General features: G+C 72.4%; 17 protein-coding genes. 7 read left to right on the top strand and 10 right to left on the bottom strand.

The genetic code is table 11. The features are described from left to right. The first annotated feature begins 13 nt into the window (after nucleotides 1-13). The gene (locus tag ABT340_RS00630) at nucleotides 14-1,423 is read left to right on the top strand and encodes a condensation domain-containing protein (RefSeq protein ID WP_352008505.1); all 1,410 of its coding nucleotides are present in this window, start codon (nucleotides 14-16) and stop codon (nucleotides 1,421-1,423) included. Continuing rightward, nucleotides 1,420-3,249 (top strand): N,N-dimethylformamidase beta subunit family domain-containing protein, encoded by a 1,830-nt coding sequence (locus ABT340_RS00625; RefSeq protein WP_352008504.1) that lies wholly within the window; start codon nucleotides 1,420-1,422, stop codon nucleotides 3,247-3,249. Before ABT340_RS00630 ends, ABT340_RS00625 begins: the two co-directional genes overlap by 4 nt. Before the next feature lie 10 nt (nucleotides 3,250-3,259). On the opposite strand, the gene ABT340_RS00620 is transcribed toward ABT340_RS00625, so the two are convergent. Genes ABT340_RS00620 through ABT340_RS00605 form a run of 4 tightly spaced genes read right to left on the bottom strand, consistent with a single transcriptional unit; the run spans nucleotide 3,260 to nucleotide 9,492 of the window. Continuing rightward, entirely contained in the window at nucleotides 3,260-4,429 is a 1,170-nt protein-coding gene (locus tag ABT340_RS00620) for an FAD-dependent monooxygenase (RefSeq protein ID WP_352008503.1), read from the bottom strand. Nucleotides 4,430-4,480: 51 nt separating this feature from the next. After that, a complete protein-coding gene (locus ABT340_RS00615; protein ID WP_352008502.1) occupies nucleotides 4,481-7,654 on the bottom strand; it encodes an AfsR/SARP family transcriptional regulator in 3,174 nt (1,057 codons plus the stop codon). A 21-nt stretch (nucleotides 7,655-7,675) separates the two neighbouring features. Continuing rightward, the gene (locus ABT340_RS00610; RefSeq protein WP_352008501.1) at nucleotides 7,676-8,320 is read right to left on the bottom strand and encodes a M15 family metallopeptidase; all 645 of its coding nucleotides are present in this window, start codon (nucleotides 8,318-8,320) and stop codon (nucleotides 7,676-7,678) included. Nucleotides 8,321-8,331: 11 nt separating this feature from the next. After that, nucleotides 8,332-9,492, bottom strand: coding sequence for an ROK family transcriptional regulator (locus ABT340_RS00605; protein ID WP_352008500.1), 1,161 nt, complete (start codon nucleotides 9,490-9,492; stop codon nucleotides 8,332-8,334). Nucleotides 9,493-9,703: 211 nt separating this feature from the next. Between ABT340_RS00605 and ABT340_RS00600 the strand changes: the two genes are divergently transcribed. The 4 genes from ABT340_RS00600 (at nucleotide 9,704) to ABT340_RS00585 (ending at nucleotide 14,467) form a co-directional block, all read left to right on the top strand. Next, nucleotides 9,704-11,047, top strand: a complete 1,344-nt coding sequence (locus ABT340_RS00600) for an extracellular solute-binding protein (protein ID WP_352008499.1) — start codon at nucleotides 9,704-9,706, stop codon at nucleotides 11,045-11,047. A gap of 2 nt (nucleotides 11,048-11,049) precedes the next feature. Beyond that, nucleotides 11,050-12,063 (top strand): carbohydrate ABC transporter permease, encoded by a 1,014-nt coding sequence (locus ABT340_RS00595; RefSeq protein ID WP_352008498.1) that lies wholly within the window; start codon nucleotides 11,050-11,052, stop codon nucleotides 12,061-12,063. Then, nucleotides 12,060-12,911 (top strand): carbohydrate ABC transporter permease, encoded by an 852-nt coding sequence (locus ABT340_RS00590; RefSeq protein ID WP_352008497.1) that lies wholly within the window; start codon nucleotides 12,060-12,062, stop codon nucleotides 12,909-12,911. Before ABT340_RS00595 ends, ABT340_RS00590 begins: the two co-directional genes overlap by 4 nt. A 101-nt stretch (nucleotides 12,912-13,012) precedes the next feature. Beyond that, a complete protein-coding gene (locus tag ABT340_RS00585) occupies nucleotides 13,013-14,467 on the top strand; it encodes a glycoside hydrolase family 3 protein (protein ID WP_352008496.1) in 1,455 nt (484 codons plus the stop codon). A gap of 93 nt (nucleotides 14,468-14,560) precedes the next feature. On the opposite strand, the gene ABT340_RS00580 is transcribed toward ABT340_RS00585, so the two are convergent. The 6 genes from ABT340_RS00580 to ABT340_RS00555 all read right to left on the bottom strand — a co-directional run bounded on the left by ABT340_RS00580 (nucleotide 14,561) and on the right by ABT340_RS00555 (nucleotide 23,658). Continuing rightward, the gene (locus ABT340_RS00580; RefSeq protein WP_352008495.1) at nucleotides 14,561-15,238 is read right to left on the bottom strand and encodes a DUF6875 domain-containing protein; all 678 of its coding nucleotides are present in this window, start codon (nucleotides 15,236-15,238) and stop codon (nucleotides 14,561-14,563) included. After that, entirely contained in the window at nucleotides 15,232-16,557 is a 1,326-nt protein-coding gene (locus tag ABT340_RS00575; protein WP_352008494.1) for an FAD-dependent oxidoreductase, read from the bottom strand. Before ABT340_RS00575 ends, ABT340_RS00580 begins: the two co-directional genes overlap by 7 nt. Further along, entirely contained in the window at nucleotides 16,554-17,612 is a 1,059-nt protein-coding gene (locus tag ABT340_RS00570; RefSeq protein ID WP_352008493.1) for a methyltransferase, read from the bottom strand. The genes ABT340_RS00575 and ABT340_RS00570 overlap by 4 nt, the downstream gene beginning before the upstream one ends. A 124-nt stretch (nucleotides 17,613-17,736) precedes the next feature. Beyond that, the gene (locus ABT340_RS00565) at nucleotides 17,737-19,074 is read right to left on the bottom strand and encodes an MFS transporter (RefSeq protein WP_352008492.1); all 1,338 of its coding nucleotides are present in this window, start codon (nucleotides 19,072-19,074) and stop codon (nucleotides 17,737-17,739) included. Continuing rightward, nucleotides 19,067-23,377: a non-ribosomal peptide synthetase gene (locus ABT340_RS00560; protein WP_352008491.1), complete on the bottom strand. Its 4,311-nt coding sequence runs from the start codon at nucleotides 23,375-23,377 to the stop codon at nucleotides 19,067-19,069. Before ABT340_RS00560 ends, ABT340_RS00565 begins: the two co-directional genes overlap by 8 nt. After that, nucleotides 23,374-23,658, bottom strand: coding sequence for a phosphopantetheine-binding protein (locus tag ABT340_RS00555; protein WP_352008490.1), 285 nt, complete (start codon nucleotides 23,656-23,658; stop codon nucleotides 23,374-23,376). The genes ABT340_RS00560 and ABT340_RS00555 overlap by 4 nt, the downstream gene beginning before the upstream one ends. 330 nt (nucleotides 23,659-23,988) lie before the next feature. Here ABT340_RS00555 and ABT340_RS00550 point away from each other — a divergent pair, with 330 nt between their 5' ends. Continuing rightward, on the top strand, nucleotides 23,989-25,503 hold the full coding sequence (locus ABT340_RS00550) for a glycoside hydrolase family 3 protein (RefSeq protein WP_352008489.1): 1,515 nt from the start codon (nucleotides 23,989-23,991) through the stop codon (nucleotides 25,501-25,503). Nucleotides 25,504-25,559 lie beyond the last annotated feature (56 nt).

The raw sequence follows: 25,559 nt of genomic DNA, 5'->3' as shown, positions 1-25,559 counted from the left end.
GGGGAGAGAAAACATGGACATCCGGTTCTCGGGGAGCCGATCGGGTACGGCTCCGCTGACCTGGGGACAGCGGGCCATCTGGGACGCGATCAGGAAGACGGCGCCGGACGACCACTACTTCAACTTCGGCCGCGTGCTCGCGGTGCCGAGACGGGCCAGGCCGCTCACCGTGGCGCGGGCCGCGGAGGTCCTGGGCGTCCTGGTCGAACGGCACGAGTCGCTGCGGACGAGACTGAGCGCCGGGCTGAGCACAGGGCTTGAGACGTCCGTGGGGACGGGGCCAGGGGCGGCCCCCTCCCCACGGGTACCGGCGCAGACCGGCGGGCAGGACGGGGGCGCCGAACCGGCGCAGGTCCTCGGAACCGCCGGGAGCATCCCGCTGACCGTCTCCCGTGACGATCCGGAACGGCTGATGGAGGAGCTGTCCGCGACGCCGTTCGACTACGCCGGCGAGTGGCCGCTCAGAGTCGGGCTGGTGGTCGCCGAGGACGAAACGGTGACCCACATCGTGCTCGTCTTCTGCCACCTGGCCGCGGACGGGCTCGGCGCCGAGGTCGCGATCACCGACCTGCGGCTGCTGCTGTTGCGCGGGGCCGTACCGGGACCGACGCCGCCCTCCCCGCTCGACCTGGCCCGCTGGCAGCGCTCCGAACCCGGCCTGCGGGTCGCCCGCCTCGCCGCCGAGCACTGGGAGCGGGAGTACCGGCGCATCCCGCCGACCATGTTCGACCGCCGGGTCGCCGCCCCCGAGGGGCCGCCGATCTGGCGCGCGCAGCTGGTCTCCAGGGCGCTCGACCTGGCCGTGCAACGGATCGCGGCCGTGTACGGCACCAGCACCTCGACCGTGCTGCTGGCCGCCTCCAGCGTGCTGGTCTGCGCGGTGACCGGGCACGAGGTGTGCGCGATGCTGCCCATCGTCGGCAACCGCTTCCGCCAGGACGCCGCGCAGGCCGTCACCACCCTCTCCCAGGAGGGCCTGTTCGTGCTCGACGTGGGCGGGCGCTCCTTCGCCGAGGTGCTCAGGGCCGCCAAGCCCGCGGCGCTGCGCGCCTACCGCTCCGCCTACCACGACCCCGGGGACAGGGACCGGCTGACCGAACGGGTCAGCCGCGAACGGGGCACCCGGGTCCACCCCTACTGCTGCTTCAACGACATGCGCTTCATCGACCGGGTCGACGCCTCCCACGACGAGCGGACCGTACGGCTGGCGATGGAGGAGACCACGCTGACCTGGCCGCTCAGCCAGGACCAGCTCAACTGCCGCTTCTGCCTGCACGTGACCGGGGAGGGCGGCGGCCTGGGTGTCTCGCTGACCGCCGACACCCGTTACCTGCCGAAGGAGGCCATGGAACGCTACCTGCGCGACCTGGAGTCGCTGCTGGTCGAGGCGGCCTTCCACGAGACGCTGGAGCCGGTCGGATGACGGTCTACGCCTACGCCGAGTCCACCTCGTGCGTCCAGGAGGGGTCGCTGCGCTTCCACCTGACCCGCACCTCACGCGCCCCGGCGCGCGGTTCGGTCACGGTCGAGGACGTCGCCGCCGACCGGCCGGTGCTCCAGGCGAGGTTCGACGGCCCCGTCTGGACGCTCGACGTCCCCGGCGACTGGCCCAGCTCGCTCTACCGCGCGGTCTTCACCTCGGAGGAGGACTCCTCCGACGGGCTCTCCGACGTCTACTTCGTCGTCAGGGCGGCCAGGCCCTCCTCCCGGGTCCTGCTGTCGATCCCGTTCCCGACCTGGCAGGCCTACAACCGGGCGGGCATCCCCGGGGAGTCGATCTACTGGACCGAGGAGCCGACCCGCGCCGCGAAGGTCTCCTTCACCCGGCCCGGCGGGGGGCCGCCGCCCGAGCGCTGGGAGGAGGGCATGCTCCGCTGGCTCGGCCCGGCGGGCTACGACGTCGACTACTGCTCGGGGCTCGACCTGCACGACGGCGCCGAACTGCTGGCCGGTTACCGGCTGCTGGTCGTCAACGGTCACGACGAGTACTGGACGGCCGGGATGCGCGACAACGTCGAGGCGTTCGTCGCCCGCGGCGGCAACCTCGCGGTGTTCTCCGGCAACACCTGCTGGTGGCAGTTCCGTCTTGAGGACGACGGCCGGACCATGGTCTGCTACCGCGACGCGGCCATGGACCCGATGGCCACGGTCGAACCGGGCCTGACCACGGTCGAGTGGTCGAGCGCCCCGGTGAACCGGCCGGAGAACACGCTGACCGGCGTCAGCTTCAGACGCGGCGCCGGGACGTGGGGGCCGTACATGCGGCTGATGCACGAGGAGTCCTACACGGTCAGGTTCCCCGAGCACTGGGTGTTCGAGGGGACCGGGCTCGGCGAGGGCGACAAGTTCGGCCAGGGCGCCATCGGCTACGAGACCGACGCCTGCGACTTCGTCGAGGTGGACGGTGTCCCGCTGGCGACCGGCAGGGACGGCACCCCGCCCTCCTTCGTCATCCTCGCCACCGCCGACCTGCGCCACTGGCACCGCTACGGCCAGGGCGGCATGGCGACCATGGGCGTCTTCGGTCTCGGCGCCGGGACGGTGTTCACCGCCTCGACCGTGAACTGGGGCAACGCCCTGCACGACCCCATGGTCGACCGGATCACCCGCAACGTGCTCGACCGCCTGTCGGAGCCCGTCGGCGGCTGGCAGATCGTCGGCGGCGCCGGTTCGCTGCGCGCGCTGACGGTCTTCGGCTCCCGCCTGTACGGCGTCGCCCCCGACGGCTCACTGCTCGTGCGTGACGTCTCGGCCCAGAACCTGCGCTGGCGGCACGCGGGAACCGCCCCCGGGGTCGTCGCCATGGCCACCCCCAGGGAGGCGACCACCGCGCATCCCATCGGCCTGTACGGCCTCACCGCGGACGGGCGGCTCGTCTTCGACGACCAGGAGGACGGCTGGACGACCCTCGCCGAGGCGCCGGCCGAGCCGGTCGGCCTGGGCATGGTGAACGGGGAGTTCTTCGCGGTGAACGCCGAGGGGCTGTGGAAGCTGCGCCCGGAGACCTCCGACTGGGTCCTGGCGGGCCCCTCCGGCGGCGCCGTGAGCCTCACCGCGATGAACGGCCGCCTCTACATCGCCGACGCCGAGGGCAGGATCCGCACCCGCCCGCCGGTCGTCGGCCCCGCCGGGTGGGAGGACCTGTGCGACGCGGGCGGCTGCACCGTCCTGACGGCGCACGCGGGCCTGCTGATCGGCACCGGCCCCGACCGCCCGCTGTTCTGGCGCACCCCCCTGCCCGACCGCTGACCCGCCCCTGTCACCTGGTGGAACCTCCGGCAGGGGCGAGAGCCGGGTAGTCCTTGAGCTCGACGGACCTGGCGAACCTGTCGGTCGCCTTCAGCATCACCCGGAGCAGGAGGCTCCGCTTGAACATCCAGTTGCGCATGGTGATGCGCAGCGGCGAGGGCGGGGCGAGGAAGGGGCCCGCGCTGCTCTGCCCGGTCACCGTGGCGTAGCGGTGCATGATCTCCTCATACCTCGCGAACGCGGTCACGTGGTCGCCGTCCGCCTCGGCCAGTTCCCCGGCCAGCACGTGGGCGCCGACGATCGCCAGGCCGCTGCCGAAGCCGCCCAGGGTGTTGCCGTAGGCGGCGTCGCCGAGCAGCACGACCCGCCCCTTCGCGTAGTGGTCCATCCTCACCTTGCTGATCGAGTCGAGGTAGACCTCCTCTGCGTCGCGCAGCCTGGCCATCAGCTCCGGGACCTTCCAGCCCATGCCCCGGTAGGCGTCGATCAGCAGGCGCTTCTGCTGTCCGGCGTCGTAGCGGTCGTAGTCGAGCCGCCTGGAGGCGAAGACGAAGAACGCGGGAGCCTTGGGGCCGCCGAGCGCGGCCATCCTGCCCGGCTCGTTGTACATCGCGGGCGGGTGGTCGAGGCCCAGGTCGGCCAGCGCGTAGTAGTGGCCGGTGAAGTTCACGTAGCCGGACTCGGGGCCGAAGGCCAGGCGCCGCACGTTGGAGTGGATGCCGTCGGCGCCGACGACCAGGTCGAAGGTGCGCGGCGCGCCGCGCTCGAAGGTGACGTGCACGCCGCCCGCCGTCTCGGTCAGCGAGGTGATGGAGTCGCCGAAGACGTACTCGCAGTTCCGCCTGGTCCGCTCGTACAGCAGGGCGGCCAGGTCGCCGCGGCGGATCTCGATGTCGCCGCCGGTGAACGCCCCGGGTATGACCGCCAGGCGCCTGCCGTCCGCGTCGACGACCTCCTGGTCGGTTCCGCCCGTCTGGCGCCGCCGTACCTCGTCGAGGACGCCCATGCGTTCGAGCACGGTGAGGTGGGTCGCCCCCTTGAAGTCGACGGCCTGGCCGCCGAGCCGGAGGGCGGGCGCCTTCTCCACGACGGTGACGGTGCAGCCCATGCGGCCGAGCCAGAGGGCGAGGGCGGGCCCGGCGACGCTCGCGCCGGAGATGAGGACCGTGGTGTTCTTCATGTGAGGAGCTTCGGCGCGGGCGCTGACAGCCCGCCGACACCGCGTTGACAGTCACCCGTCCCACGCGCCGGGCGCTGTCAGCACCTCCTGCCGGGCCTCCTCCTGGCTCATGGCGGCGCCTCGGGCGAACGCCTCGGCGAAGGCCTCGGCGCCGATGAGGTCGCGGGCGGCTCCGGCGATCCCGGCGACGTCGCGGTCTCCGGCGACGGCCATGCCGCGCAGCGCGACCGCCGTGCCGAGCAGCGCCGCCGCCTGCCGCCCCGCCCCGTCGAGCAGCACGGCCCCCGCCAGCCCCTCGGCGACGTCGGCGAGGTCGGCGGCCATCGGGGACCCGTGGACCACGGCGAGTGCCCGGCGGTGCATGAGACGGGCCTGTTCCCGGTCTCCCCCGGCCTCGGCCAGCCTGCCGAGCGCCACCAGCACGCGGGCCTGTGTCCCCTCGATGCCGAAGTCGCCGTCCTGCGAGGCGTCGAGGGCGAGACCGAGCAGGCGTTCCGCCTCGGCGAGGTCGCCGTCGTGCCTGGCGATCTCCGCCAGTCCCAGGTGGACCGTGGCCGCCGCGCCCGGCCTGCCGGTGGTGCGGGCCAGTTCCCCGGCGCGCCGGTAGTCGGCGACGGCCGCGGCGGTCTCGCCCTGGCGCACCAGTCCTTCGGCTCTGCGCGTCAGCACGTCGGCGGTCTCCTCGGCGGCGCCGAGCCGTTCGAACAGCTCCAGGGCCCGGGCCCACATGTCATGGGCGCGCGCCCACTCGCCGCGCCCGGCCGCGATCAGGGCCAGCCCGTCCAGCGCCTGGGCCGTCCCCCACCGCTCCCCGATGGCGTCGAAGTGGGTCAGCGTCTCCTGAAGTCCCCGTTCCGCCGAGACCGGGTCGCCCCACAGCATCGCGAGCAACGAGACGCTCAGCCTCTCCAGGGCCCGCAGCCAGGGGTCGGACCCCGCCAGCGTGCGCAGGTCGGCCTTGGGCGGGGGCCCGGCGGCCATGCCCCACAGCGCGACGGTGAAGGGGTGGCGCAGCCGCTCAAGCCCGGCCACGGTCGCCTCCGCCCGCCGCCAGTGCTCGGGCAGCGCCCGGGGTACGGCGTGCACCACGCACATGACGTACTCCTCCTCGAACCCCTCCGCGGGCTCGGGGGCCGTTTCGAGGAGTTCGGCGGCGATCTCCCCGACCTGGCCGCGCCGCCCGCTCAGCCACCAGTAGGCCGCGAGCGCGGTGACCAGCCGCAGCGCCGTCCGCCTGCCGTCCTCGTCGCCCGTCTTCGCCGCGGCCACGGACCTGCGCAGCGCGGCCGTCAGGTTGCCGTGGTCGGCCGACAGCCTGGCCAGCCACGTCAGCTGCTCGGCCCCGCGCAGGTGCGGGTCCGCGCGCCGGGCCAGGGCGAGGAAGTGGCGGGCGTGGGCGCGGTCCATCCGCTCCCGCTCCTCGGCCTCGGCCAGCCGTTCCGCGCAGAACAGCCGGATCGTGTCGAGCATCCGGTAGCGGTCGCCGTCGGTCTCGACCAGTGACCTGTCCACCAGGTCGGCCAGCAGGCCCGCGGCGTCCTCGACGTCGCAGACCGCCTCGACCGCCTCCAGGCAGGCGCCCGCGGAGAAGACGGCCAGCCGCCTGGCCAGCACCCGCTCGCCGGGGGTGAGCAGGTCCCAGCTCCACTCGACGACCGCGCGCAGGGTCCGGTGCCGGGCGGCGGCCGTACGGTCGCCCCTGGACAGCAGCCGGAAGCGGCCGTGCTCGGCCAGCCGGACGGCGATCTCCTCGACGGTGAAGGAGCGCAGCCTCGCCGCCGCCAGTTCGACCGCGAGCGGCAGCCCGTCCAGCGCCGCGCAGATCCCGGCGACCGCCGCCACGTTGCCCTCATCCGTCTCGAACCCGGGCCGTACGGCCGCCGCCCGGTCGGCGAACAGCCGGACGACGGGGTAGGCCGCGGCCTGCGCGGGGGTGGCGTCAGGGGGCGGGACGGCAAGCGGCGCCAGCGGCACGAGCGTCTCGCCGGTGATGCCCAGGGGTTCGCGGCCGGTGGCCAAGATCGACAGCCCGGGGCAGGCGCCGAGCAGTTCGCGGACCAGGGTCGCGGCGGCCTCGACCACGTGCTCGCAGTTGTCGAGGATCAGCAGCAGCTCCCGCCCGGCCAGGGCCGAGGCCAGGTGCGCCACCGGGTCGGGGGCGTGGAGCGAGTGCAGGCCCGTCTCACGCAGCCCGAGGGCGCCGAGCACCGTCTGGGCCACCTGGGGGGCCGTGACGGTCGTTGTGACGGCCGGTGCCCGGCCGCCCTGCGGGGCCGGGTCGGCGAGCGGGGACAGGTCGACGAAGCACACCTCACCCTGGGTGCCCCGGGCGTCCCGGGTGCGCCCGGCCGCCTCGACCGCCAGCCGGGTCTTGCCCGTGCCGCCGGGGCCGACGATCGTGACCAGCCGGTGCCCGCGTAGCGAGGCGAGCCGTTCCAGCTCCTTCTCCCGCCCGACGAAGCCGGTCAGCTGCACGGGCAGGCCGTTCCCCCTGGGCGGGGCCGGGCGTTCGGCGCGCAGGACGGCCAGGTGGATCGCGGCCAGTTCGGGTGAGGGGTCGGCGCCGAGTTCCCCGGCCAGCAGTCTCCGTGTCTCCTCGAAGACCTCAAGCGCCTCCGCCTGGCGTCCCGCGGCGCTCAGCGCGCGCATCAGCTGGCCCCTGGGGCGTTCCCGCAGCGGGTTGGCGGCCGTCAGCCGCCGCAGTTCGGCCACCGGGTCGGCCTCGGGGAGCGCGAGCTCGGCCTCGGCGAGGTCCTCGGCCGCGGTCAGCCTCAGCTCCTCAAGGCGCGCCACCTGCGCCCCGCCGAAGGGCAGGTCCTGCAGGGCGGGCCCCCGCCACAGGCCGAGCGCCTCACGCAGGACGTCCGCGGCGGCGGCGTGGCGGCCGGAGGTCAGCAGCAGCCGCCCCTGGCGGGTGAGCCGTTCGAAGCGGTGGACGTCGACGTCCTCGGGGTCGGCCGCCAGCCGGTAGCCGGTCCCGTGGAACTCGACCAGCTCGGCGGGCAGGACCCGGCGGAGCCTGGACACCTGGGCCTGCACCGCGTTGGCCGCGCCCGAGGGAGGGGCGTCGCCGTACTGGCCGTCGATCAGGCGCTCGACGGTCACCACCCGGCCCGGTTCCAGCAGGAGCATCACGAGCAGGGCGCGCGGTCTCGGCCCGGGTACGGCGATCGCCTCACCGGCCGGGGAGCGCACGTCCAGAGGGCCGAGGATGCCGAACCGCATGGGGTCGATTGTCCCCGGCTCTCAGAGGGCGCGGGGACCGTAGAGGGCGGAGGGGGCTCCGGTGGTCATGGCCCAGTAGCGGTCGCCGTAGGACCAGTGCCACCACTCGGTGGGGTAGTTGACCAGGCCCGCCGCGTCGAGGGCGGCTCCCATGAGCTCGCGGTTGCGGCGCGCCTGCGGGGAGATGCCGGGGGCGGCGGTGTAGCAGGCGCCCTCGCTCTGCTCGGGGGTGGCGTTGAGCGGGCTGCCCATGTCGACCTCGACGCCGTCCTCGGTGCACAGGGTCAGGTCGACGGCCGCGCCCGCGGTGTGCGGGGCGACCTCGACCGGTGAGACGTAGCGGCTGGCCGCCGAAACGATCTCCTCGGGCGACATTTCCGGAAATGTCGCCCGGAGTTCCGCCGAGTACTCGTCGAAGATCTGCTGCTGCGTCGACGGCGGCCGGTATCCCTCGACGATCAGCAGCCGGTACCCCTCGGGGAGGTGCCGCTGCGCCTCCTCAAGCCTGGCCACCAGCCCCTGCCTGAGGTGGGCGAAGGCCCCGTCACGGTCGGCCATCCGCCCGTCGACCCGCAGCCGCCCCCGGACGTCGACCAGCCGCTCCCCGGACTCCTCGACCGGAATCGCGGCCACCCGGGGATCGGAGATCAGAACGATGTCGTGCATAGCCGCAATTGTCACACCGTCTCGGAGAAGACCTGCTCCCGGGCCTGGTTCAGGGCCGAGACCAGGGCCCCGCGTAACACGGAGTTGCCCATGACCTCCGAGACGACGACCCTGGGCTGGCTCGGGCAGACCCTGGCCACCGCCTCCTCGACCCTGGCCGCGAGCACCTTCCCGCCCGCCCTGCCGATGTCGCCGCTGAGCACGATCAGCCCGGGGTCGAGCACCACGGCCACCGCGGCGACACCGACCGCCAGACGCCCGGCCAGCTCGTCCAGGAAGCCTCCGGAGTCGTTCGTGACGGCCTGGCTGACGTGATCGGCCAGCGACTCCCCCCGGATGCCGTGCGCGTCCGCCAGGCTGGCCAGGGCGTCGCCGCCGACCAGTCGCTGGAACGAGCCCGACTGGGGTTCGGTCACCTCGGTCGGCAGCGGCTCCCCGGGCACGGGCAGCCAGCCGATCTCACCCGCGCCGCCGGTGAAGCCGCGGTGCAGGCGCCCGCCGAGCATGACCCCGAGTCCCTGGCCGACGCCCGCCCAGACGAGCACGAAGTCCTCGACGTCCAGGGCCGCGCCGCAGAAGCGCTCGGCGAGCGCCGCCAGGTTCACGTCGTTCTCTATGGTCACCGAGACGTTGAGGTCCCGGCGCAGCTGGGCGAGCACGCCCTCGTGCCAGGAGGGCAGGTCGAAGGAGAAGCGGACGTCACCGGTGCGGGGGTCGACGACGCCCCTGGTCCCGATCACGAAGGCGCGCAGCCGGTCCATGCCGATGCCCGCCGACTCGCACGCCTTCTGCACGGCGCCGCGCACCAGGCGTACCGGATCGTTATGACCGCTGGGGTCGACGCAGACCTCGGCGACCGTCTCGCCGGTTATGTCGGCCACCCCCGCACTGATCCGGTCGGGCAGCACGTCGAGTCCCGCGACGTACGCACAAGAGGGAACGACGCCGTAGAGCGCCGCGTTCGGCCCCCGCCCGCCCGCCTGCTCCCCGACCATGGCGACGAGCCTGCGCTCCTCCAGTCTGGCGAGCAACTGACCGGCGGTCACCTTGGAGAGACCGGTGAGTTCTCCCAGCTCAGCCCGGGTGAGAGGCCCACTGGACAGCAGGAGCTCCAGGGCTGCGCGGTCATTGAGCTGACGCAGCAGCCGAGGGGTTCCCGGACGTCTGGACAAGATCGGCTTCCCCCCGTCACGATCCGCTAACGATCGTTTCTTTTAAGAAAGTTTCTTGTTAGTTTAGCCCTAGTCAGCCCGCAGGCAAGAGCGACCGAGCCGCGGGTTACGACAACTCCGATCACTGATCGTGAGTAAGAGGGTCGCGGGGACCCAAGCCAAAAAGCAGCTGAGCGCCTACCCCGTCGAAAGCCGGAAAGGGAGAACTCAAGTGAAGTTCGCGAGAATCGCCACCACGACGGCAACCACCGCCGCCCTCGCCCTGGGCCTTGCCGCGTGCGGCAGCAGTAGCGAGCCCACCACCTCGAACAGCGCTGGTGCGTCCGAGGCGCCTTCCGCCGCCTCCGGCCCCAAGTTCGCCGGCCAGACCCTGACCGTCTGGCGCCTGGGCGCTCCGGACGAAGTGCAGAACAAGCTCATGGCCGACATGAACGCCAAGTTCAAGGAGGTCACCGGCGCCGACGTCAACCTCCAGTGGGTGCCGTGGCCGGACGCCCAGGCCAAGTGGACCGCCGCTCTCGCCGGCGGTGAGGGCCCCGACGTCACCGAGTTCGGCAACGACCAGGTGGCGGCGTGGGTCGCGCAGGACGCGCTGGCCGACATCACCGACCTCGCCAAGAGCAACCCCGACTTCCAGCAGATCCCGCAGAACCTGTGGGGCTACGAGACGGTCGACGGCAAGATCTACGCCGCGCCGTGGGGTGGTGGCACCCGGGCCGTCCTCTACCGCAAGGACTGGTTCAAGGAGCTGGGCATCGAGGTTCCCAAGAACTGGGACGACCTCGTCGCCGCCGCCAAGAAGATCGTGGAGAAGAAGGGCAAGGACGTCGACGGCTTCGCCTTCAACGGCGGCTCCGACGCCAACATGTCGCTCTCGCCGTTCGTGTGGTCCGCGGGCGGCGACTTCGCCGCCTTCGAGGGCGGCAAGTGGGTCGGCAAGCTGACCGAGCCCGGCTTCAAGGAGGGCTTCCAGTACTACACCGACCTGGTCGTCAAGCACGGCGCGTCGCGTAAGTCGGCCCTGAGCCAGAACTCGATCGACATCCGCACCCGCTTCGCCAACAACAAGGTCGGCATGTTCGTGACCGGTGGCTGGGACATCACCACCATCAAGGAGCAGAGCAAGAACAAGGTCGGCGACGACCAGATGGCGTTCTTCTCCCTGCCGGCCAAGGACGGCAGCGGCCCGGCGCCCGCCTTCCAGGGTGGCAACGACATCGCCATCTGGAAGGACACCAAGAACCAGGAGCTCGCCGCCGAGTACCTGAAGGTCGCCGCGGGCAAGGAGTTCGGCACCCGCTACGCCAAGGAAGGCGGCCTGCTGCCGCTGTACCCGGAGGCGCTGGCCGAGTTCGCCTCCGACCCGCTGCAGGCGCCGTTCGCGGAGACCTTCAAGGTCGCCAAGGGCTTCCCGAACGACACCAACTGGGCCGAGGCCAACGACACCAAGGCCGTTCTGCAGAACGCGGCCCGTTCGGTCATCGAGGGCAAGAAGAACATTGACACCGCCCTGGCCGACGCCAACAAGGAACTCGAAGAGATCCTGAACCAGTAATCATGGCCAACACCTCAACCATCGCCCGGGACGGGGGCTCCTCCCCCGTCCCGGCGCGGGGGCGCAGAGGCACGAAGCCCCCGCGCGGCTCCAGAGGACTGCCCGAAGGGGTGGTCCCTTACGCGCTGCTCATCCCCGGTCTGGTGGTCATCGCCGGACTGCTGCTCTACCCGCTGTACCAGATGGTCGTCATGTCCTTCCAGGACGTGGGACTGCGGCAGATCCGGGGTGTGCCCGCCAAGTCCGTCGGGTTCGACAACTATCTGAAGCTGTTCGAGTCGGAGCTGTTCTGGACCTCGCTCCGCAACACCGTCGTGTTCGCCGTCGTCACGGTCGCCTGCACGCTGGGACTGGGCACCCTGGTCGGCCTGCTGCTGAACAAGCTCGGCAGGAAGATGTCGACCTTCCTGGTCATCGGCATCATGGCCGCCTGGGCGACCCCGGCGATCGCCAGTGCCATCATCTGGCGCTGGCTCTTCGACGCCGAGTCCGGCGTCATCAACTGGGCGCTCAACGCGCTGCCCGACTGGCTGTCCAACCTCCTGTTCGGCAGGGCCGACTGGACGGGTGAGCCGTGGCTCAACGACCCGGTGACCATCTACCTGGTGCTCATCCTGGTCGTGGTCTGGGCCGGCTTCCCCTTCATCGCCGTCTCGGTGCTCGCGGGTCTGCGCAGCATCGCCGCCGAACTGTACGAGGCGGCCAAGGTCGACGGGGCCTCCGCCTGGCGCATCTTCTGGAAGATCACCTTCCCGCTGCTCAAGCCGGTCTTCTCCGTGCTGACCGTGCTGTCGGTCATCTGGGACTTCAAGGTCTTCACCCAGTTGTTCGTGCTGGCGGGCGGAACCTCCAACCGTGACGCCTTCAACCTGTCGCTGTACGCCTTCACCCAGGCGTTCAGCTCCCCGCCCAAGATGGGCCTGGGCGCGGCGATCGCGGTGGTGCTGACGCTGATCCTGCTCATCATCACCTTCTTCTACGTCCGCCAGATCGTGAAGACGGAGGACGTGCGATGACTCCCAAGACCAGGAAGCTGCTCGGCAAGATCGGCCTCAACACCGCGGCCGTCCTGGTGTTCCTGTTCGCGGTGTTCCCCGTCTACTGGATGATCTCCACCGCGTTCAAGAGCAACGAGGAGATCTTCACGACGCGGTTCATCCCCTTCCCGACGGACCCGACCATCGAGCACGTCGAGAGGGTCTTCAGCGAGGGCGTCGCCGGCCACTCGATCTGGCGCTACATGCTCAACAGCGCCATCGTCGCGATCGGCACCGTCCTCATCGGCGCCGTCTTCTCCCTGCTGTCGGCGACCGCCGTGGCCCGCTTCAGGTTCCGCGGGCGCACCTCGTTCCTGATCCTGCTGCTCATCGTGCAGATGGTCCCGGCCGAGGCCCTGCTCATCCCGCTGTTCCTGATGGTCAGGCGAGCCGGTCTCTACGACCAGCTGATCGGCCTCATCGTGGTGAACGTCGCGCTGACGCTGCCGTTCGGCATCTGGATGCTGCGCACCTTCGTCGCCGCGGTGCCCAGGTCTCTTGAGGAGGCCGCCTGGATCGACGGCGCGAGCCGCTTCACGACCTTCTGGAAGGTGCTCTTCCCCCTGGTGGCCCCCGGTCTCGTGGCCACGAGCATCTTCACGTTCATCACCGCGTGGAACGAGTTCGTGTTCGCGCTGACCCTCATCAGCGATCAGGGCAGTTACACCATGCCCGTGGCACTGCGCTACTTCGTCAGCCAGCGATCGGTCGACTGGGGCGGAATCATGGCCGCCTCGACCCTGATGACGATCCCGGTGATCATCTTCTTTCTCCTGGTGCAACGGCGAATGGTCTCCGGCCTCGTCGCCGGCGCTGTCAAGGGCTAACCCCGCGGTGCTGGTACGGCCACGCCCCCACAAGGAGCTGGCCGTACCAGCCCTGTCCTCGTTTGTCCCCTACTCACCTCAGGTAAGGAGCATCTACCGCCATGTCTGAGCTCATCGCGGCTCCCAGCGATCAGGTACTGCGACGTCTCGCAGCCGGAACGCTGCTCGTCGCGTTCCAGGGCACCACCGCCCCCGACTGGGTTCTCCACGACCTGGAGAACGGTCTCGGCGGGGTCACCCTGTTCGGCTTCAACGTCGCCGACCCCGCCCAGCTCTCGGCGCTCACCTCCCGCCTGCGCGATGCCGGTGACCCCGTCATCTCACTCGACGAGGAGGGGGGCGACGTCACCCGGCTCGCCTACCACGTGGGCAGCCCCTACCCGGGCAACGCCGCCCTCGGCGCCGTCGACGACGTCGAACTGACCCGGCGTGTCTACCGCTCCATCGGCGACGACCTCGCCCGCTGCGGTATCAACCTGGACATGGCCCCGTCCGCCGACGTCAACACCGCCGACGACAACCCCGTCATCGGCACCCGGTCCTTCGGGTCGGACACCGCCCTGGTCTCCCGGCACACCGTCGCGGCCGTGCACGGTCTGCAGTCGGCCCGCGTGGCCGCCTGCGTCAAGCACTTCCCCGGCCACGGCGCGACCAGGCAGGACTCCCACCTGGAGATCCCGCTCGTCGACGCCTCGGCCGAGTTGCTGCGCGAGCGCGAGCTCGTGCCCTTCCGCGCCGCGATCGAGGCCGGGACCATGTCCATCATGACCGCGCACGTCCGGGTGCCCTCGGTGACCGGCACCGAGCCCGCCACCCTGTCGGCCGCCGCCCTGGGCGGTCTGCTGCGCGGTGAGCTCGGTTACGACGGCGTGATCGTCACCGACGCCCTCGACATGCACGCCATCACCGAGAGCGTCGGCCTGGCCGGCGGCGCGGTGCTCTCCCTCGCCGCGGGGGCGGACCTGCTCTGCCTCGGCCCGCTGCCCACCCAGCAGGACGTCCGCGCGATCGTCGACGAGATCGTCGCCGCCGTGCTCGACGGACGGCTGCCCGCCGAGCGGCTGGAGGCCTCCGCCGCGCGCGTGGCCAAGCTGCGTTCCTGGTTCGGCTCGTCCCAGCCGGAGCGCGCCGAGGAGAGCATGATCGGCCTCACCGCCGCCCGCCGCGCCGTGACCCTCACCGGCTCCACCTCCCCGCTGGTCGACCCGCTGGTGGTCGAGATGGAGACCCCCCCGACCATCGCCGTCGGCGACGTGCCGTGGGGTTTCGCCCCGCTGATGCCGCAGGCCGAGGTCGTCCGGGTCAAGCCGGAGGAGGCGGACGTGCCGAACATCCTGGAGCGTGCCAGCGGCCGTTCCCTGGTCGTCGTGGTCAAGGACGCCCACCGCTACGAGATCAGCCAGTCGGTTGTCTCCGCGGTGCTGGCCGCCCGTCCCGACACGACGGTCGTTGAGATGGGGCTGCCGATCTGGCGTCCCAAGGGGGCTACCTACCTCGCCACGTACGGCGCCGCCCGCGCCAACGCCCAGGCCGCCGCCGAGCTGCTCAGCATCTGAGCCTCGCGGCCCCCTCACCCGGGTCTGCGCCCGCCCCCCGGTACGTCACGCTTCGGGACGGACCCCTCGTCCCGAAGCGTCACGAACTCCGCGTTACGGCACCCTGACGGTGAACCCGTGCAGCCTGGCCGCCTCCTCCACCTCCGCGCGCAGCGCCGCGGGCGGCCGGTCGCCGAAGCGCTCCAGATAGGCCGCGAGCTGTTCCCGGTCCTCACGCAGGAACGCGAAGTCCGTCGCCACCATGTGCCTGATCACCAGCATCGGGACCGGGCTGCCCAACGGCAGGAAGTCCGGGTTCCACAGCCCCGCCTTCGGCGGCGGCCCCGGGTAGAACTCCCCGACCATCAGCCCCTCCCTGACGTAGCGCGGCTTGAGCAGCCGCTGCGCGGCGTCGATCGTCCGCGCCGCCTCCGCCTCCGGCAGGTCGGGGAAGAGCACCAGGATCGTGCGGTACTGCGGGGAGGTCCCCGGCGGGGAGACCAGCGCGCGGAACCAGTCGCGGTAGCCGTCCAAAGCCCCGGCCACCGCGTCGCCGTCCGGCGTCCCCGGCTGCACCGCCAGATAGAAGACCCCCCGGTCGAGCGAGGTCTGGGCGTAGGGGCAGACGGGTCCCTTCCTGCCCAGGTCGGGGTGGGGCCGGCACAGGTACTCCCTGGCCCACACGACGGTCTCCTTGAGCGGCACGCCGTACCCGCGGACCAGTTCGTGCTCGCCGTCCAGGTCGGAGAGCTCGATGAGCGCGCGCGTGGGGTCTGCCGGATCGGTCAGCATCGCCGTCCGCCCCTCCCCCGTCGCACGGCGAACGCGAGCGTGGCCGCCAGCACCGCCCCGAGCGCGGCACTCCCGGCCTTCAGCGACGCGTCCTGGCGCCTGGCGCGGGCCAGCGCGTCGGCGTAGGGGATCGTGGTGTGCGAGACCATCGTGTACAGCGGCACCCATCTGCCGGGCAGCAGCCTGGCCAGCAGCAGGTCGGCCTTCTTGCGGGCCAGGTGGAGCGGGGAGCGGAGCCGGTCGCGCAGCTCGACGAAGTTCTGCTTCGACAGCTCGTCCAGCACGTCGGTGTGCGGTTTGCGCAGCCGCTGGTAGGCGGCGAAGGCCGCGCCCAGGTCGTCCGGATGGTCGCCGAGACACCGGTCCAGGACCGTGCAGTCCTCAAGCGCCGAGTTCATCCCCTGGCCGTAGAAGGGGTAGACCGCGTGGCAGGCGTCGCCGATCAGCGCCACCTTGTCCCTGTGGTGCCAGTGCGAGGTGCGGACCGAGACCAGGTGCCCGACCGGATGCTCGGCGTACTCCTTGGCGAGGTACGGCATGAGCTCCCGGGTGTCCGGGAAGCGCGCGGCCAGGAACGTCTCGGGGTCGGTGATCTCGCCGAACCGCTCGAAGGGCAGGAAGAGGGTGCCGGTCAGCGAGTTGTCCCGGTTGGGGTGGGCGACGATGAGGGCGTCCTCCCCCGGCCAGACGTGCAGCGCCTCAAGCCTGGTCCTGGCCGAGCCGTCGTCGGCCGCGGGGATGGTCAGCTCCTTGTAGCCCCATTCCAGGAACTCCAGGTGGAGGTCGGCCCGCAGCCCGTGCTGCATCCGGGCCCGCACCCGGGAGAACGCGCCGTCGGCGCCGATCACCGCGTCCGCGGCCGCGCCGACCTCCTCCCCCTCGGGCCCGACGAGCCGTACGGCCGCCGCCTCGCGGTCGAGGTCGACCAGCCGGTGCCCGAAGTGGAAGCGCACCCCCGGCTGGGCCTCGGCGTGGTCGACCAGGGTGGTGATGAGGTCGCGGCGCAGCACCGAGTGGAGGATCTCGCCCTCGTGCGCGCCGTACGGCTGGAAGGGGAGCGCGCCGCCGGGCAGGTGGATGGCCCTGCCGCGCATCGGCACGATGAGCGGCCGCAGCCTCTCCATCAGGCCGATGTCGTCGAGCGCCTTGATGCCCCTGGCCGACAGGCCGAGGTTGATCGACCTGCTCTCGTCCTCGTCGAGGAGCCGGGGGTCGGGACGCTGTTCGTAGACGTCGACCTGGAAGCCCCGCCGTACGAGGTAGCAGGCCAGGAGCGTGCCCGCGGGCCCCGCTCCGATGATGAGGATCCGGCGTTTCATCGTCCCTCCCCTGTCGTCCGTACGGCGCCGGCCAGACGGGCGACGAGCAGTTCGTCGGGGCCGTCGAGGCCGCGACGTTCCAGGTGTTCGAACCCCGCCTCGGCCAGCCATCCGGCCACGTCCGCGAAGGAGTGGAGGCGGCCGCCCTGGGTGACGGCGAGGTTGAGGCTGAAGGAGCGCAGGAAGGCCTCGGCGACCGGGGAGGTCCCCTCAGGCAGGTCGGCGAAGGTCTCCAGGACGAGCAGCGCGCCGCCGGGCCGCAGCGCGGCGGCGACCCTGCCGAGCAGCGCGCGGTTGGCCGCCGCGTCGAAGCCGTGGCAGACGTTGAACAGCAGCGCGGTGTCGTAGCCGGTGCCGAGGTCGGCCGTGGTCACGTCGCCGGGGACGAGGGTGACACGGTCGCCGAGTCCCGCCTCCTCGACCCGGGTCCTGCCGCCCTCGATCGCGCCGGGCAGGTCCACGACCGTCGCGGTCAGGCGCGGGTGGACCTGGCAGAGGGCGATGCTGTGGCGGGCGTGGCCGCCGCCGACGTCGAGCAGCCGCTCCCCCGGGTCGGGCGCGGTCTCGGCGATGAGGGGGGCCATGCCCGCGGCCATCCCGTCCAGCATGGTCTGGAAGTCGCGCAACGTGCGCGGGCGGCCCTCAAGCCAGGTGTAGAAGTCGGCCTGTGGCCTGCCGGTCCTGACGGTCTCCTCAAGGCCGTCCCACAGCTCGCCCAGCAGGTCGTGCCAGAAGGCCAGCGCCGGGGCGTAGCTCCACGGGTCGCGCCGGTCGAGGGAGTTCGCCGTCATCGGGCTGTTGGCGTAGGTTCCCCGCGCCCCCCTGTCGAGGTAGCCGAAACCGACGAGACCGTCCAGCAGGACGGGCAGTGTGCCGGGGTCCGTGCCCGTCCTGGCCGCCAGTTCGGCGGCGGACGACGGCCCGGCCGTGAGCGCCTCGAAGATCCCTAATCGCTGGGCGGCCCCGGCGGCGCGGAAGGCCATCGCCCCGATCAGGTCGAGGTGTGGTCCCGGTGCCTGGTAGCGGAGTTCCTCGGGGTCGAGGTAGAGCGGCATCGCTATCTCCTTGCGCGACTTGCATGGTTTGCATGATCTGCACGGTTCACGTGGCTTCCTTGCTCTTCTCCGCGCATGACTTCTCCGCGCGTGGCTCCTCGCTGAGCACACGACGCCTGTCGGATCACACGGTCTGGGCGGCCCGCGTGGGGTCGGGCTCCGGACGCGCGTCCGGAAGCTCGGCCTCGACCCCGCGCAGGCGGGGCTGAAGGTAGAGCAGCGGGGCCAGGACCAGCAGGCCCAGGCCGGAGATGAGGAAGACGGCCGCCACACCCCGGCCGGGGCCGGTGCCGATCACGCCGCCGAGGACTCCCGCCAGCGCCCCTCCGGGAGCCATCGCGGGTTCCAGGACGCGGTCGGCGAGGGGGCCCGCGGCCAGGTAGGCGAGCACCGTCGCCGTCTGGGTGAGGGTCCGCACGGTGCTGAGCACCCGGCCGAGCGCGGCGGGTTCCGTCTTGGCCTGCACCACGGTCATCGCCGTGCCCTGCACGAACGGCAGCGTGAACAGGAAGGCGGGCGCCACGACCGCGATCAGCCACGGCGAGGGCGCGAGGCTGTGCAGGGCCAGCAGCACCCCGCCGAGCGCCGTGAACAGCACGACGCCCCGCACCCTGCGCCGGGGCCCGCCCCAGGCGCTCAGCACCAGTCCCCCGGCGAAGACGCCCGCGCCTCCGGCGAACATCAGCGCGCCCAGCACGGCCGGGGAGCCGAACGACAGGATGAGCGGCTGGACCAGCACTCCCGCGGCGCCGAAGAGCAGGTTGTGCGCGGCCAGCAGCGCGACCAGCAGGAGCAGTCCCGGCCTGGCCCGCAGGTGACGCCAGCCGAAGGCCAGGTCGCCGCGGAGCGGCTCCGGGGCGGTGACCGCGCCGGGCCGGGTCACCTCGGGCGGCAGCCGTACGGCGAACATGACGGCCATGGTGACCAGGAAGGTCGCCAGGTCGGCCACCACGACGCCGGTGATCCCCACCGTCACCAGCAGCGTGCCCGCCAGCAGCGGGGCCGCGATGTTGACCGCGTCGGCGACCTGCATCAGGCCGTTGGCGCGGCCCAGGTGCCTGCTCGGCATGATCAGCGGCATCATCGAGTGGTAGGCGGCCATGTGGAAGGTGCCGAAGACGGCCCCCGCCGCGGTGACCACGTAGACGTGCCAGACCTGCAGCGAGCCGGTGGCCAGCAGTACGGCCAGCGCGACGGTCACCACGGCCGCCCCGGCGTCCGCCGCCATCAGCAGCCGCCTGCGGTCGAGCCGGTCGGCCGCCGTGCCCGCGAGCTGCGAGAGCAGCACCTCGGGCAGCACCGCGCAGAGCATGATCAGCGTGAACTGGGTCGCCGATCCGGTGCGCTGGTACACCCAGACCCCGAGCACGAACCCGGTCAGGCTCGAACCGATGATCGACAGCAGCTGCGCGGCCCAGATGACGGCGAACCTGCGCACGCCGGCGTCCGCACCGTCAGTCACGGCGGCCCCCCACGAGCACTCCTGAGGCCACGTAGTGGTCCAGGTAGCGGCCGAGCAGCGCCGCGTCGGCGGGCGGGCAGACCAGCCCGGCGGGCGCGAGCATCTCCTCGGTCGCCGAGCAGTCGAAGGAGGGACCGGCCTGCCCGCCGTACTCGGCGATGAAGGCCGGGTAGAGGGCGATGGGCAGGTCGTCGCCGACCGCGACGCGGTCACGGGCGAGCCTGCGCCACTCCTCGCTCGGCATGAGCCGTACGGGGAAGCCGCGCTCGGCCAGTCCCTCCGCCAGCACGGCGGGGCGCAGCAGGCCGGGGTTGTGGTGGTGGAAGTCGCCGACGGCCCCGCTCAGCGCCAGGTGGACGATCGCCGCCGCGACGTGGTCGACCGGCGCCATGTCCAGCCGTTCCCCTTCGGGCACCGAGCCGAGGCGCGCGCAGGTCTCGAAGAACCGGCCGAGGAAGTCGTCCGGCGCGGCCGTGCCAGTCCCGCTGTCGGCGGAGATCCTGGCGGGCCGGTGGACGGAGACCGGCAGCCCGGCGTGGCGCGCCAGCCCGGCGATCCGGTCGGCGACCCACTTGCTCCGGTCGTAGCCGAGGGTGAGCGGCTCCGGGTCGGGCAGCGGGTCCTTCTCCCTGACCGTGCGCTCGCCGGGGGTCAGGTGGACGCCGAGGGTCGAGACCAGGTGGACCGGGACGGTCCTGCCGCCGCTCGTGGCCAGGCGCAGCACCTCGACGAGGCCGTCCACGTTGGCCGCCCGCAGTCTCCGGTACGGCCAGGCGAAGTTGACCACGGCCCCGTTGTGCACGATGAGGTCGGCCGTCCCGGCCAGCTCCGCGAAGCGCCCGCCGGGCAGGCCGAGGCCGGGGACGCCGAGGTCACCGGGCTCGGCGACGATCCGCCCGGCCAGGTCCTCCTCCCACAGCCCGTAGCGTTCCAGGCCCGCGCGCAGCCGTTCCTCCGGCTCGCTCCCCCTGACCAGGCAGTGCACGGTCGCCTCGGTACGGCGCAGCAGTTCGGCCAGCAGGTAGGCGCCGAGGAAGCCGGTCGCGCCGGTGAGCAGCACCCGCCGGGGCGGCCCCGTGACGACCGGCCCGCCGGGGACGACATCCGGCGGCAGGACCGCCTCCGCCCGCAGGTCCACGGTCTCGGCGGGCCCGCCGTCCACGATCCCGGCCAGGTCGGCCAGGTCGGAGGCGGTGAACACCTCGCTCATCGGCACCGTGACCCCGAGCCTGGCCGAGATCCCGGAGACGACCCGGGGCACGAGCAGCGAGGTGCCGCCCAGGTCGAAGAAGTTGTCCCCGCGTCCCGGCTCTCCGCCGAGCAGCCCCGCCCAGATCGCGGCGAGCTCCCGTTCCGTGCCCTCCCTCGGCGCCTCGTACGGCGGCGCGGAGCGCGTGTCCGGTTCCGGAAGCGCCCGGTGGTCGATCTTGCCGTGCGGGGTGAGCGGCAGCGCGGGCAGCATGACGACGGCCCCGGGCAGCATGGAGCCGGGCAGCCTGGAGGCCAGGAAGGCCCGCAGCCGCGCCAGGCCGACCGGTTCCCCGACGAGGTAGGCGACCAGCCGCCCCTCTCTCGCGACGACGACGGCCTCGCGGACCCCTGGGTGGGCCAGGCAGGCGGCCTCGACCTCACCGGGCTCGATCCTGACGCCGTTGACCTTGACCTGCCGGTCGGTCCTGCCGAGGAACTCCAGGTCGCCGCCGGGCAGCCATCTGGCCAGGTCCCCGGTGGCGTACATCCTGGCCCCCGCCCGGGGCGAGAACGGGTCGGGCAGGAAACGCTCGGCGGTCAGGCCGGGGCGGCCGAGGTAGCCGTGGGCCAGGCACTCCCCGCCGATGTGCACCTCGCCGGGCACACCCGTCGGGGCCGGGTTGCCGTGCCGGTCGAGCACGTAGACGCGGGTGTGCGCCAGCGCCGTGCCGATCGGCAGGTGGGGGGCGTTCACCTCGGCGCCGTCCGTCGTGCGGTAGGAGGTGGCGCAGACGGTCGCCTCGGTCGGCCCGTAGTGGTTGTGGAAGGCGACCCGCCCGCCGGTCAGCCCCGCCCAGGTCCGCAGCCGTGCGACCGGGACGCTCTCGCCGCCGACCATCATCGTGGTGAGCGGCCCGCGCAGCCGCAGGCCCGCCCGGTCCAGCTCCTCGACCCACTGCTGCCACAGGGCGCAGGCGGTGTCGACCATGGTGACCGAGAGGTCGTCGCACAGTTCGGCGAGGCCGGGCCCGGTCAGCGAGGCGGGGTCGGGGTGCAGCACCAGGGCGGCGCCGCTGATCAGCGCGGGGAAGACGTCCCCGGCCGAGGCGTCGAAGCTGAGCGGCGGGACCATGAGCACCCGTTCCCCCGGCCCGAAGCCGTGCAGGTCGCGGAAGGACCTGGCCAGATGGGACAGGGTCCGGTGCCCGACGACCACCCCCTTGGGGCTCCCGGTCGAACCGGAGGTGTAGATCACGTAGGCGGCCTGGTCCGGGTGCCTGGGCACGGACCTGCCCCTGACCGGCTCCCTGGCCAGCTCTCTGGCCGGCTCTCTGGCCGGCGCGATCCGGGAGGTCCAGGCGGCGAGGTCGGCGCGGGTGACGACCGGCCCCCCGATGAACCCGGCGAACCCGGCCTCGTCCGCGATCACCGCGGCCACGCCCGCGTCCCGCAGCAGCGCGGTCAGCCGTTCCACGGGCTGGGCCGGGTCCAGCGGCACGTACGCGGCCCCCGCCTTGAGGACGCCGAGCAGCGCGACGATCGCCTCGGGGCTCGCGGTCAGGGCGAGCCCGACCCTCGGTTCGACCGGCCCCGAATCCAGCAGGGGACGCAACCCGGCGGCGACGGCGTCGGCGGCCCGGTCGAGGTCGCCGTAGGTGAGCGTCGCCTCCGCGGTGACGACGGCGGGCGCCTCCGGGGTGCGGGCGGCCTGCCTGGCGACCAGGTGGTCCAGCAGGAGGGCTCCCTCCTCCCAGGCCAGTTCCTCGGGAGGCTCGCCGAGCAGGGCCGCGCGTTCGGCCTCCGGCAGGATCTCCAGCTCGGACAACCGGCCGCCCGGGGTCGCGGTGACGGAGCCGAGCAGCGTCTCCAGGTGCACGGCCATCCGTTCGACGCTCGCCCGGTCGTACAGGGCCGTGCTGTAGTCGAACATGAGCTGCAGGTGCTCGGGGTAGACGACCACGTTCAGCGACAGGTCGAACTTGGCCGAGACCAGCCCGGACAGCACCGGCTCGACGCGCAGCCCGTCGAGTTCGAGGGAGCCGGCCTCGGGGTTGCCGAGTGTCAGCAACGTCTGGACCAGCGGGGTCCTGGCCGGGTCCCCGCCCAGCCGCAGCTCGGCGACCAGCCGCTCGAACGGCACCGCGGCGTGGCCGTACATGGTGAAGGCGCGGCGCCGTACGCGTTTGAGGAGGTCGCGGAAGGCCGGGTCGCCCCCGAGGTCGGCGCGCAGGGCCAGGGTGTTGACGAAGAGCCCGAAGACCTCCTCGTCCTCCTCCCGGTCACGCCCGGCGACGGGGGTGCCGACGCAGAAGTCCTCCTGACCGCTGTAGCGGGACAGCAGGACCTGGTATGCGGCCAGCAGCACCATGAACGGGGTGCACCGCTCGGTCCTGGCCAGCTCGGTGACGCGCCGCCACAGCCCGATCGGGACCCGGTGGATCACCAGGTCCCCCTCGGTCGTCCGTACGGCGGGGCGGGGCCTGTCGGTCGGCAGTTCGAGCGCCGGGACGCCGTCGAGCTCCCTCGCCGGGCTCGTGACGTCGGCCGGGCGTTCGCGCCGCTCCCGCACGTGGTCGGAGTAGCCTCGCCGTGGCGGTGCCAGCGGTGACGGCCGTCCCGAGGCGAAGGCCGAGTAGAGAACGGCCAGTTCGGGATAGAGGATCTGCTCGATCGACCAGGCGTCCCCGGCGATGTGGTGCACGACCAGGTGGAGGATGTGCTCCTCGGGGCCGACGCGGGCCAGGGCCGCGCGCAGCAGCGGTCCCGAGGCCAGGTCGAAGGGCCGGTTGCTGAGTTCGGCGAGGGTCTCCGGGGACGGCTCGCCCACCGGGGTGAGGTGTTCGACGACCACCGGTTCCGGGTCGAGCACCCTGGCCTCCGGGACGCCCTCCCGGTCGGGGAAGACGGTGCGCAGCGCCTCGTGCCTGGCGACGATCTCACTCAGCGCCCGTTCCAGGGCCCCGGTGTCGAGCGGCCCGGTCAGCCTCTCGCAGACGACCATGTTGTTGGCCCCGTCGCCGGGGGAGAGCCGGTCGAGGAACCACATGCGTTCCTGCGCGGGAGACAGCCCCGGCGCGGGGAAGAGCTCTCGTGCGGAGGGAAGCGCGTTCACGCCTGCTCTCCCCGCAGCCGGGTGACCTCCTCGGCCATGCCGGCGACGGTGGGATTGTCGAAGAAGACGTCCAGGGAGACCTCGACGCCGAGTCTGCGACGGGTCCTGGCGATGATCTGGGTGATGGTCAGCGAGTGGCCGCCGAGATCGTAGAGGTCCTCGTCGGGACCGATGTCGTCGACACGGAGCACCTCCTGCCAGATCTCGCGTATCTGGGCGGTCACCGGGTCCTCCAGGCCTAAGGGCTCGGTTTCCTTGGCCGGGGAGAACAGGTCGGTCACGGGGACTCCTCATCTGGTTCGGTTTTGACCGGCTCTTGTGGCCCGGATCCCGCGAGGACGGGCACGTTCCGTGGCTCGTCCTGGGACGCGGCCCGAGGACATGACGGCGGTGGGAGGCGACGGTGCGGAGGGACCGGCGCGATTAGCCGGGTGTGCGACATCCGGTCCGTCTCCCTCATGGGTGACTTGTCTTCGGGCGGGCGACACGGGCATGGGACCGCCAGGAAACCTTTAATTAGTAAAGTTTCCTGTCTATTAACGCAATCCGAATGCTACACATGTGGTACGTCTGAAACAAGCAAAAGACGATGTTGAAAAAACGGAGGCGTTATGAGCGTTCGCGGGGGCCTGAGTGGCGCGAGTCCCGAGCTGGCCAGGCTTGCGGACACCGTGCTGCAGCCGGGCTTCGTGGGGACCGAGGTGCCCGACTGGCTGCGCAGACGGCTCGCCGACGGGCTCGGCGGGGTCGCGCTCTACTCCAGGAACCTCGTGGACGGCCCCCAGATCAGAGCCCTGACGGCCGCCCTGCGCGCGGAGAACCCGGACGTGGTGATCGCCACCGACGAGGAGGGCGGGGACGTCACCCGGCTTGAGGCCCTCACCGGCAGTTCCCGTCCCGGCAACCTCGCCCTCGGCGCGGTGGACGACCCCGAGCTGACCGAGCGGGTGGCCCGCGAGATCGGCGCCGACCTGGCGCGGGCGGGTGTCACCCTCAACTACGCCCCCGTGATCGACGTCAACTCCGACCTGGACAACCCCGTCGTCGGCACCCGCGCCTTCGGCTCCGACCCGTGGCTGGTCGCCAGGCACGCCGCGGCGTGGGTCACCGGCCTGCAGGCCGCCGGGGTCGCCGCCTGCGCCAAGCACTTCCCCGGGCACGGCGCGACCGCCGTCGACTCCCACAACGACCTGCCGACGGTCTCCTACTCGGTCGAGGAACTCGCCGCGACCACGCTTCCGCCGTACCGGACCGCCATCGAGGCGGGAGTGCGGGCCGTGATGACCGGTCACCTGCTGGTGCCCGCCTACGACGCCGAACTCCCGGCGACGCTGAGCCACCGGCTGCTGGTCGGGCTCCTGCGGGAGGAACTCGGCTTCGACGGCCTGATCGTGACCGACGCCGTCGAGATGCCCTCGGTCGCCGAGCGCTACGGCGTGACCGGCGCCGCAGTGCGCGCCCTGGCCGCGGGTGCCGACGCCATCTGTGTCGGCGGCGAACGCAAGGGCGCGGGCGTCGTCGGTTTCATGCGCAACGCCATCATGGCCGCGGTGATCGACGGCACGCTTCCCGAGGAGCGCCTGGCCGAGGCCGCGGAGCGGGTGCGCCGCCTGGCCGCGTGGTCGGCCGAACAGCGCCGGGCGACCTGGGTCACCGGAGGCACCGAAGCCGACCCCTCCGGCCTCGCCGCGGCCAGGCGCGCCCTGCGGGTCCGCGGTGAGGGGTTCCCTCTCGTCACGGCCCCGCAGGTGGTCGAGTTCGTCTCCGAGACCAACATCGCCATCGACCGGGTCACCCCGTGGGGCGTGGCCGAGCCGCTGGCCGCGCTGCTCCCCGGCACTGACGGCGTACGGCTCGGCCCCGAGGACCCGCTCCCGGTGCCCGCCGAGGGACGCCCCCTGGTGGTCGTGGTACGCGACGCGCACCGTCACACCTGGGTCTCGGCCGGCCTCGACACCCTGCTGGCCGGACGGCCCGACGCGATCGTGGTCGAGATGGGCCTGCCCGGCCCGCTGACACCGGGGGGCACGCACATCACCACCCACGGCGCGACGACCGCCTCGGGGCAGGCCGTGGCCGAGTTGCTCACGGGCAGGACCGCCGTGACGGACCTGACCCCGGCCTGAGCGCGCGGGCCGTACGGGACCCTGTGAGCCCGCCGCGAGTCCGGCGTGAGTTCACC

The organism is Streptosporangium sp. NPDC000239 (assembly GCF_040300765.1).
Taxonomy (GTDB): Bacteria; Actinomycetota; Actinomycetes; order Streptosporangiales; family Streptosporangiaceae; genus Streptosporangium.
This window is presented reverse-complemented; position numbering and strand designations above follow the sequence as displayed.

Bases quoted from the DNA above. Each gene is read 5' to 3' on its own strand.
- ABT340_RS00630 (WP_352008505.1), top strand. From the start codon at position 14: ATGGACATCCGGTTCTCGGGGAGCCGATCGGGTACGGCTCCGCTGACC.
- ABT340_RS00625 (WP_352008504.1), top strand. From the start codon at position 1,420: ATGACGGTCTACGCCTACGCCGAGTCCACCTCGTGCGTCCAGGAGGGG.
- ABT340_RS00620 (WP_352008503.1), bottom strand. From the start codon at position 4,429: ATGAAGAACACCACGGTCCTCATCTCCGGCGCGAGCGTCGCCGGGCCC.
- ABT340_RS00615 (WP_352008502.1), bottom strand. From the start codon at position 7,654: ATGCGGTTCGGCATCCTCGGCCCTCTGGACGTGCGCTCCCCGGCCGGT.
- ABT340_RS00610 (WP_352008501.1), bottom strand. From the start codon at position 8,320: ATGCACGACATCGTTCTGATCTCCGATCCCCGGGTGGCCGCGATTCCG.
- ABT340_RS00595 (WP_352008498.1), top strand. From the start codon at position 11,050: ATGGCCAACACCTCAACCATCGCCCGGGACGGGGGCTCCTCCCCCGTC.
- ABT340_RS00590 (WP_352008497.1), top strand. From the start codon at position 12,060: ATGACTCCCAAGACCAGGAAGCTGCTCGGCAAGATCGGCCTCAACACC.
- ABT340_RS00585 (WP_352008496.1), top strand. From the start codon at position 13,013: ATGTCTGAGCTCATCGCGGCTCCCAGCGATCAGGTACTGCGACGTCTC.
- ABT340_RS00580 (WP_352008495.1), bottom strand. From the start codon at position 15,238: ATGCTGACCGATCCGGCAGACCCCACGCGCGCGCTCATCGAGCTCTCC.
- ABT340_RS00575 (WP_352008494.1), bottom strand. From the start codon at position 16,557: ATGAAACGCCGGATCCTCATCATCGGAGCGGGGCCCGCGGGCACGCTC.
- ABT340_RS00570 (WP_352008493.1), bottom strand. From the start codon at position 17,612: ATGCCGCTCTACCTCGACCCCGAGGAACTCCGCTACCAGGCACCGGGA.
- ABT340_RS00550 (WP_352008489.1), top strand. From the start codon at position 23,989: ATGAGCGTTCGCGGGGGCCTGAGTGGCGCGAGTCCCGAGCTGGCCAGG.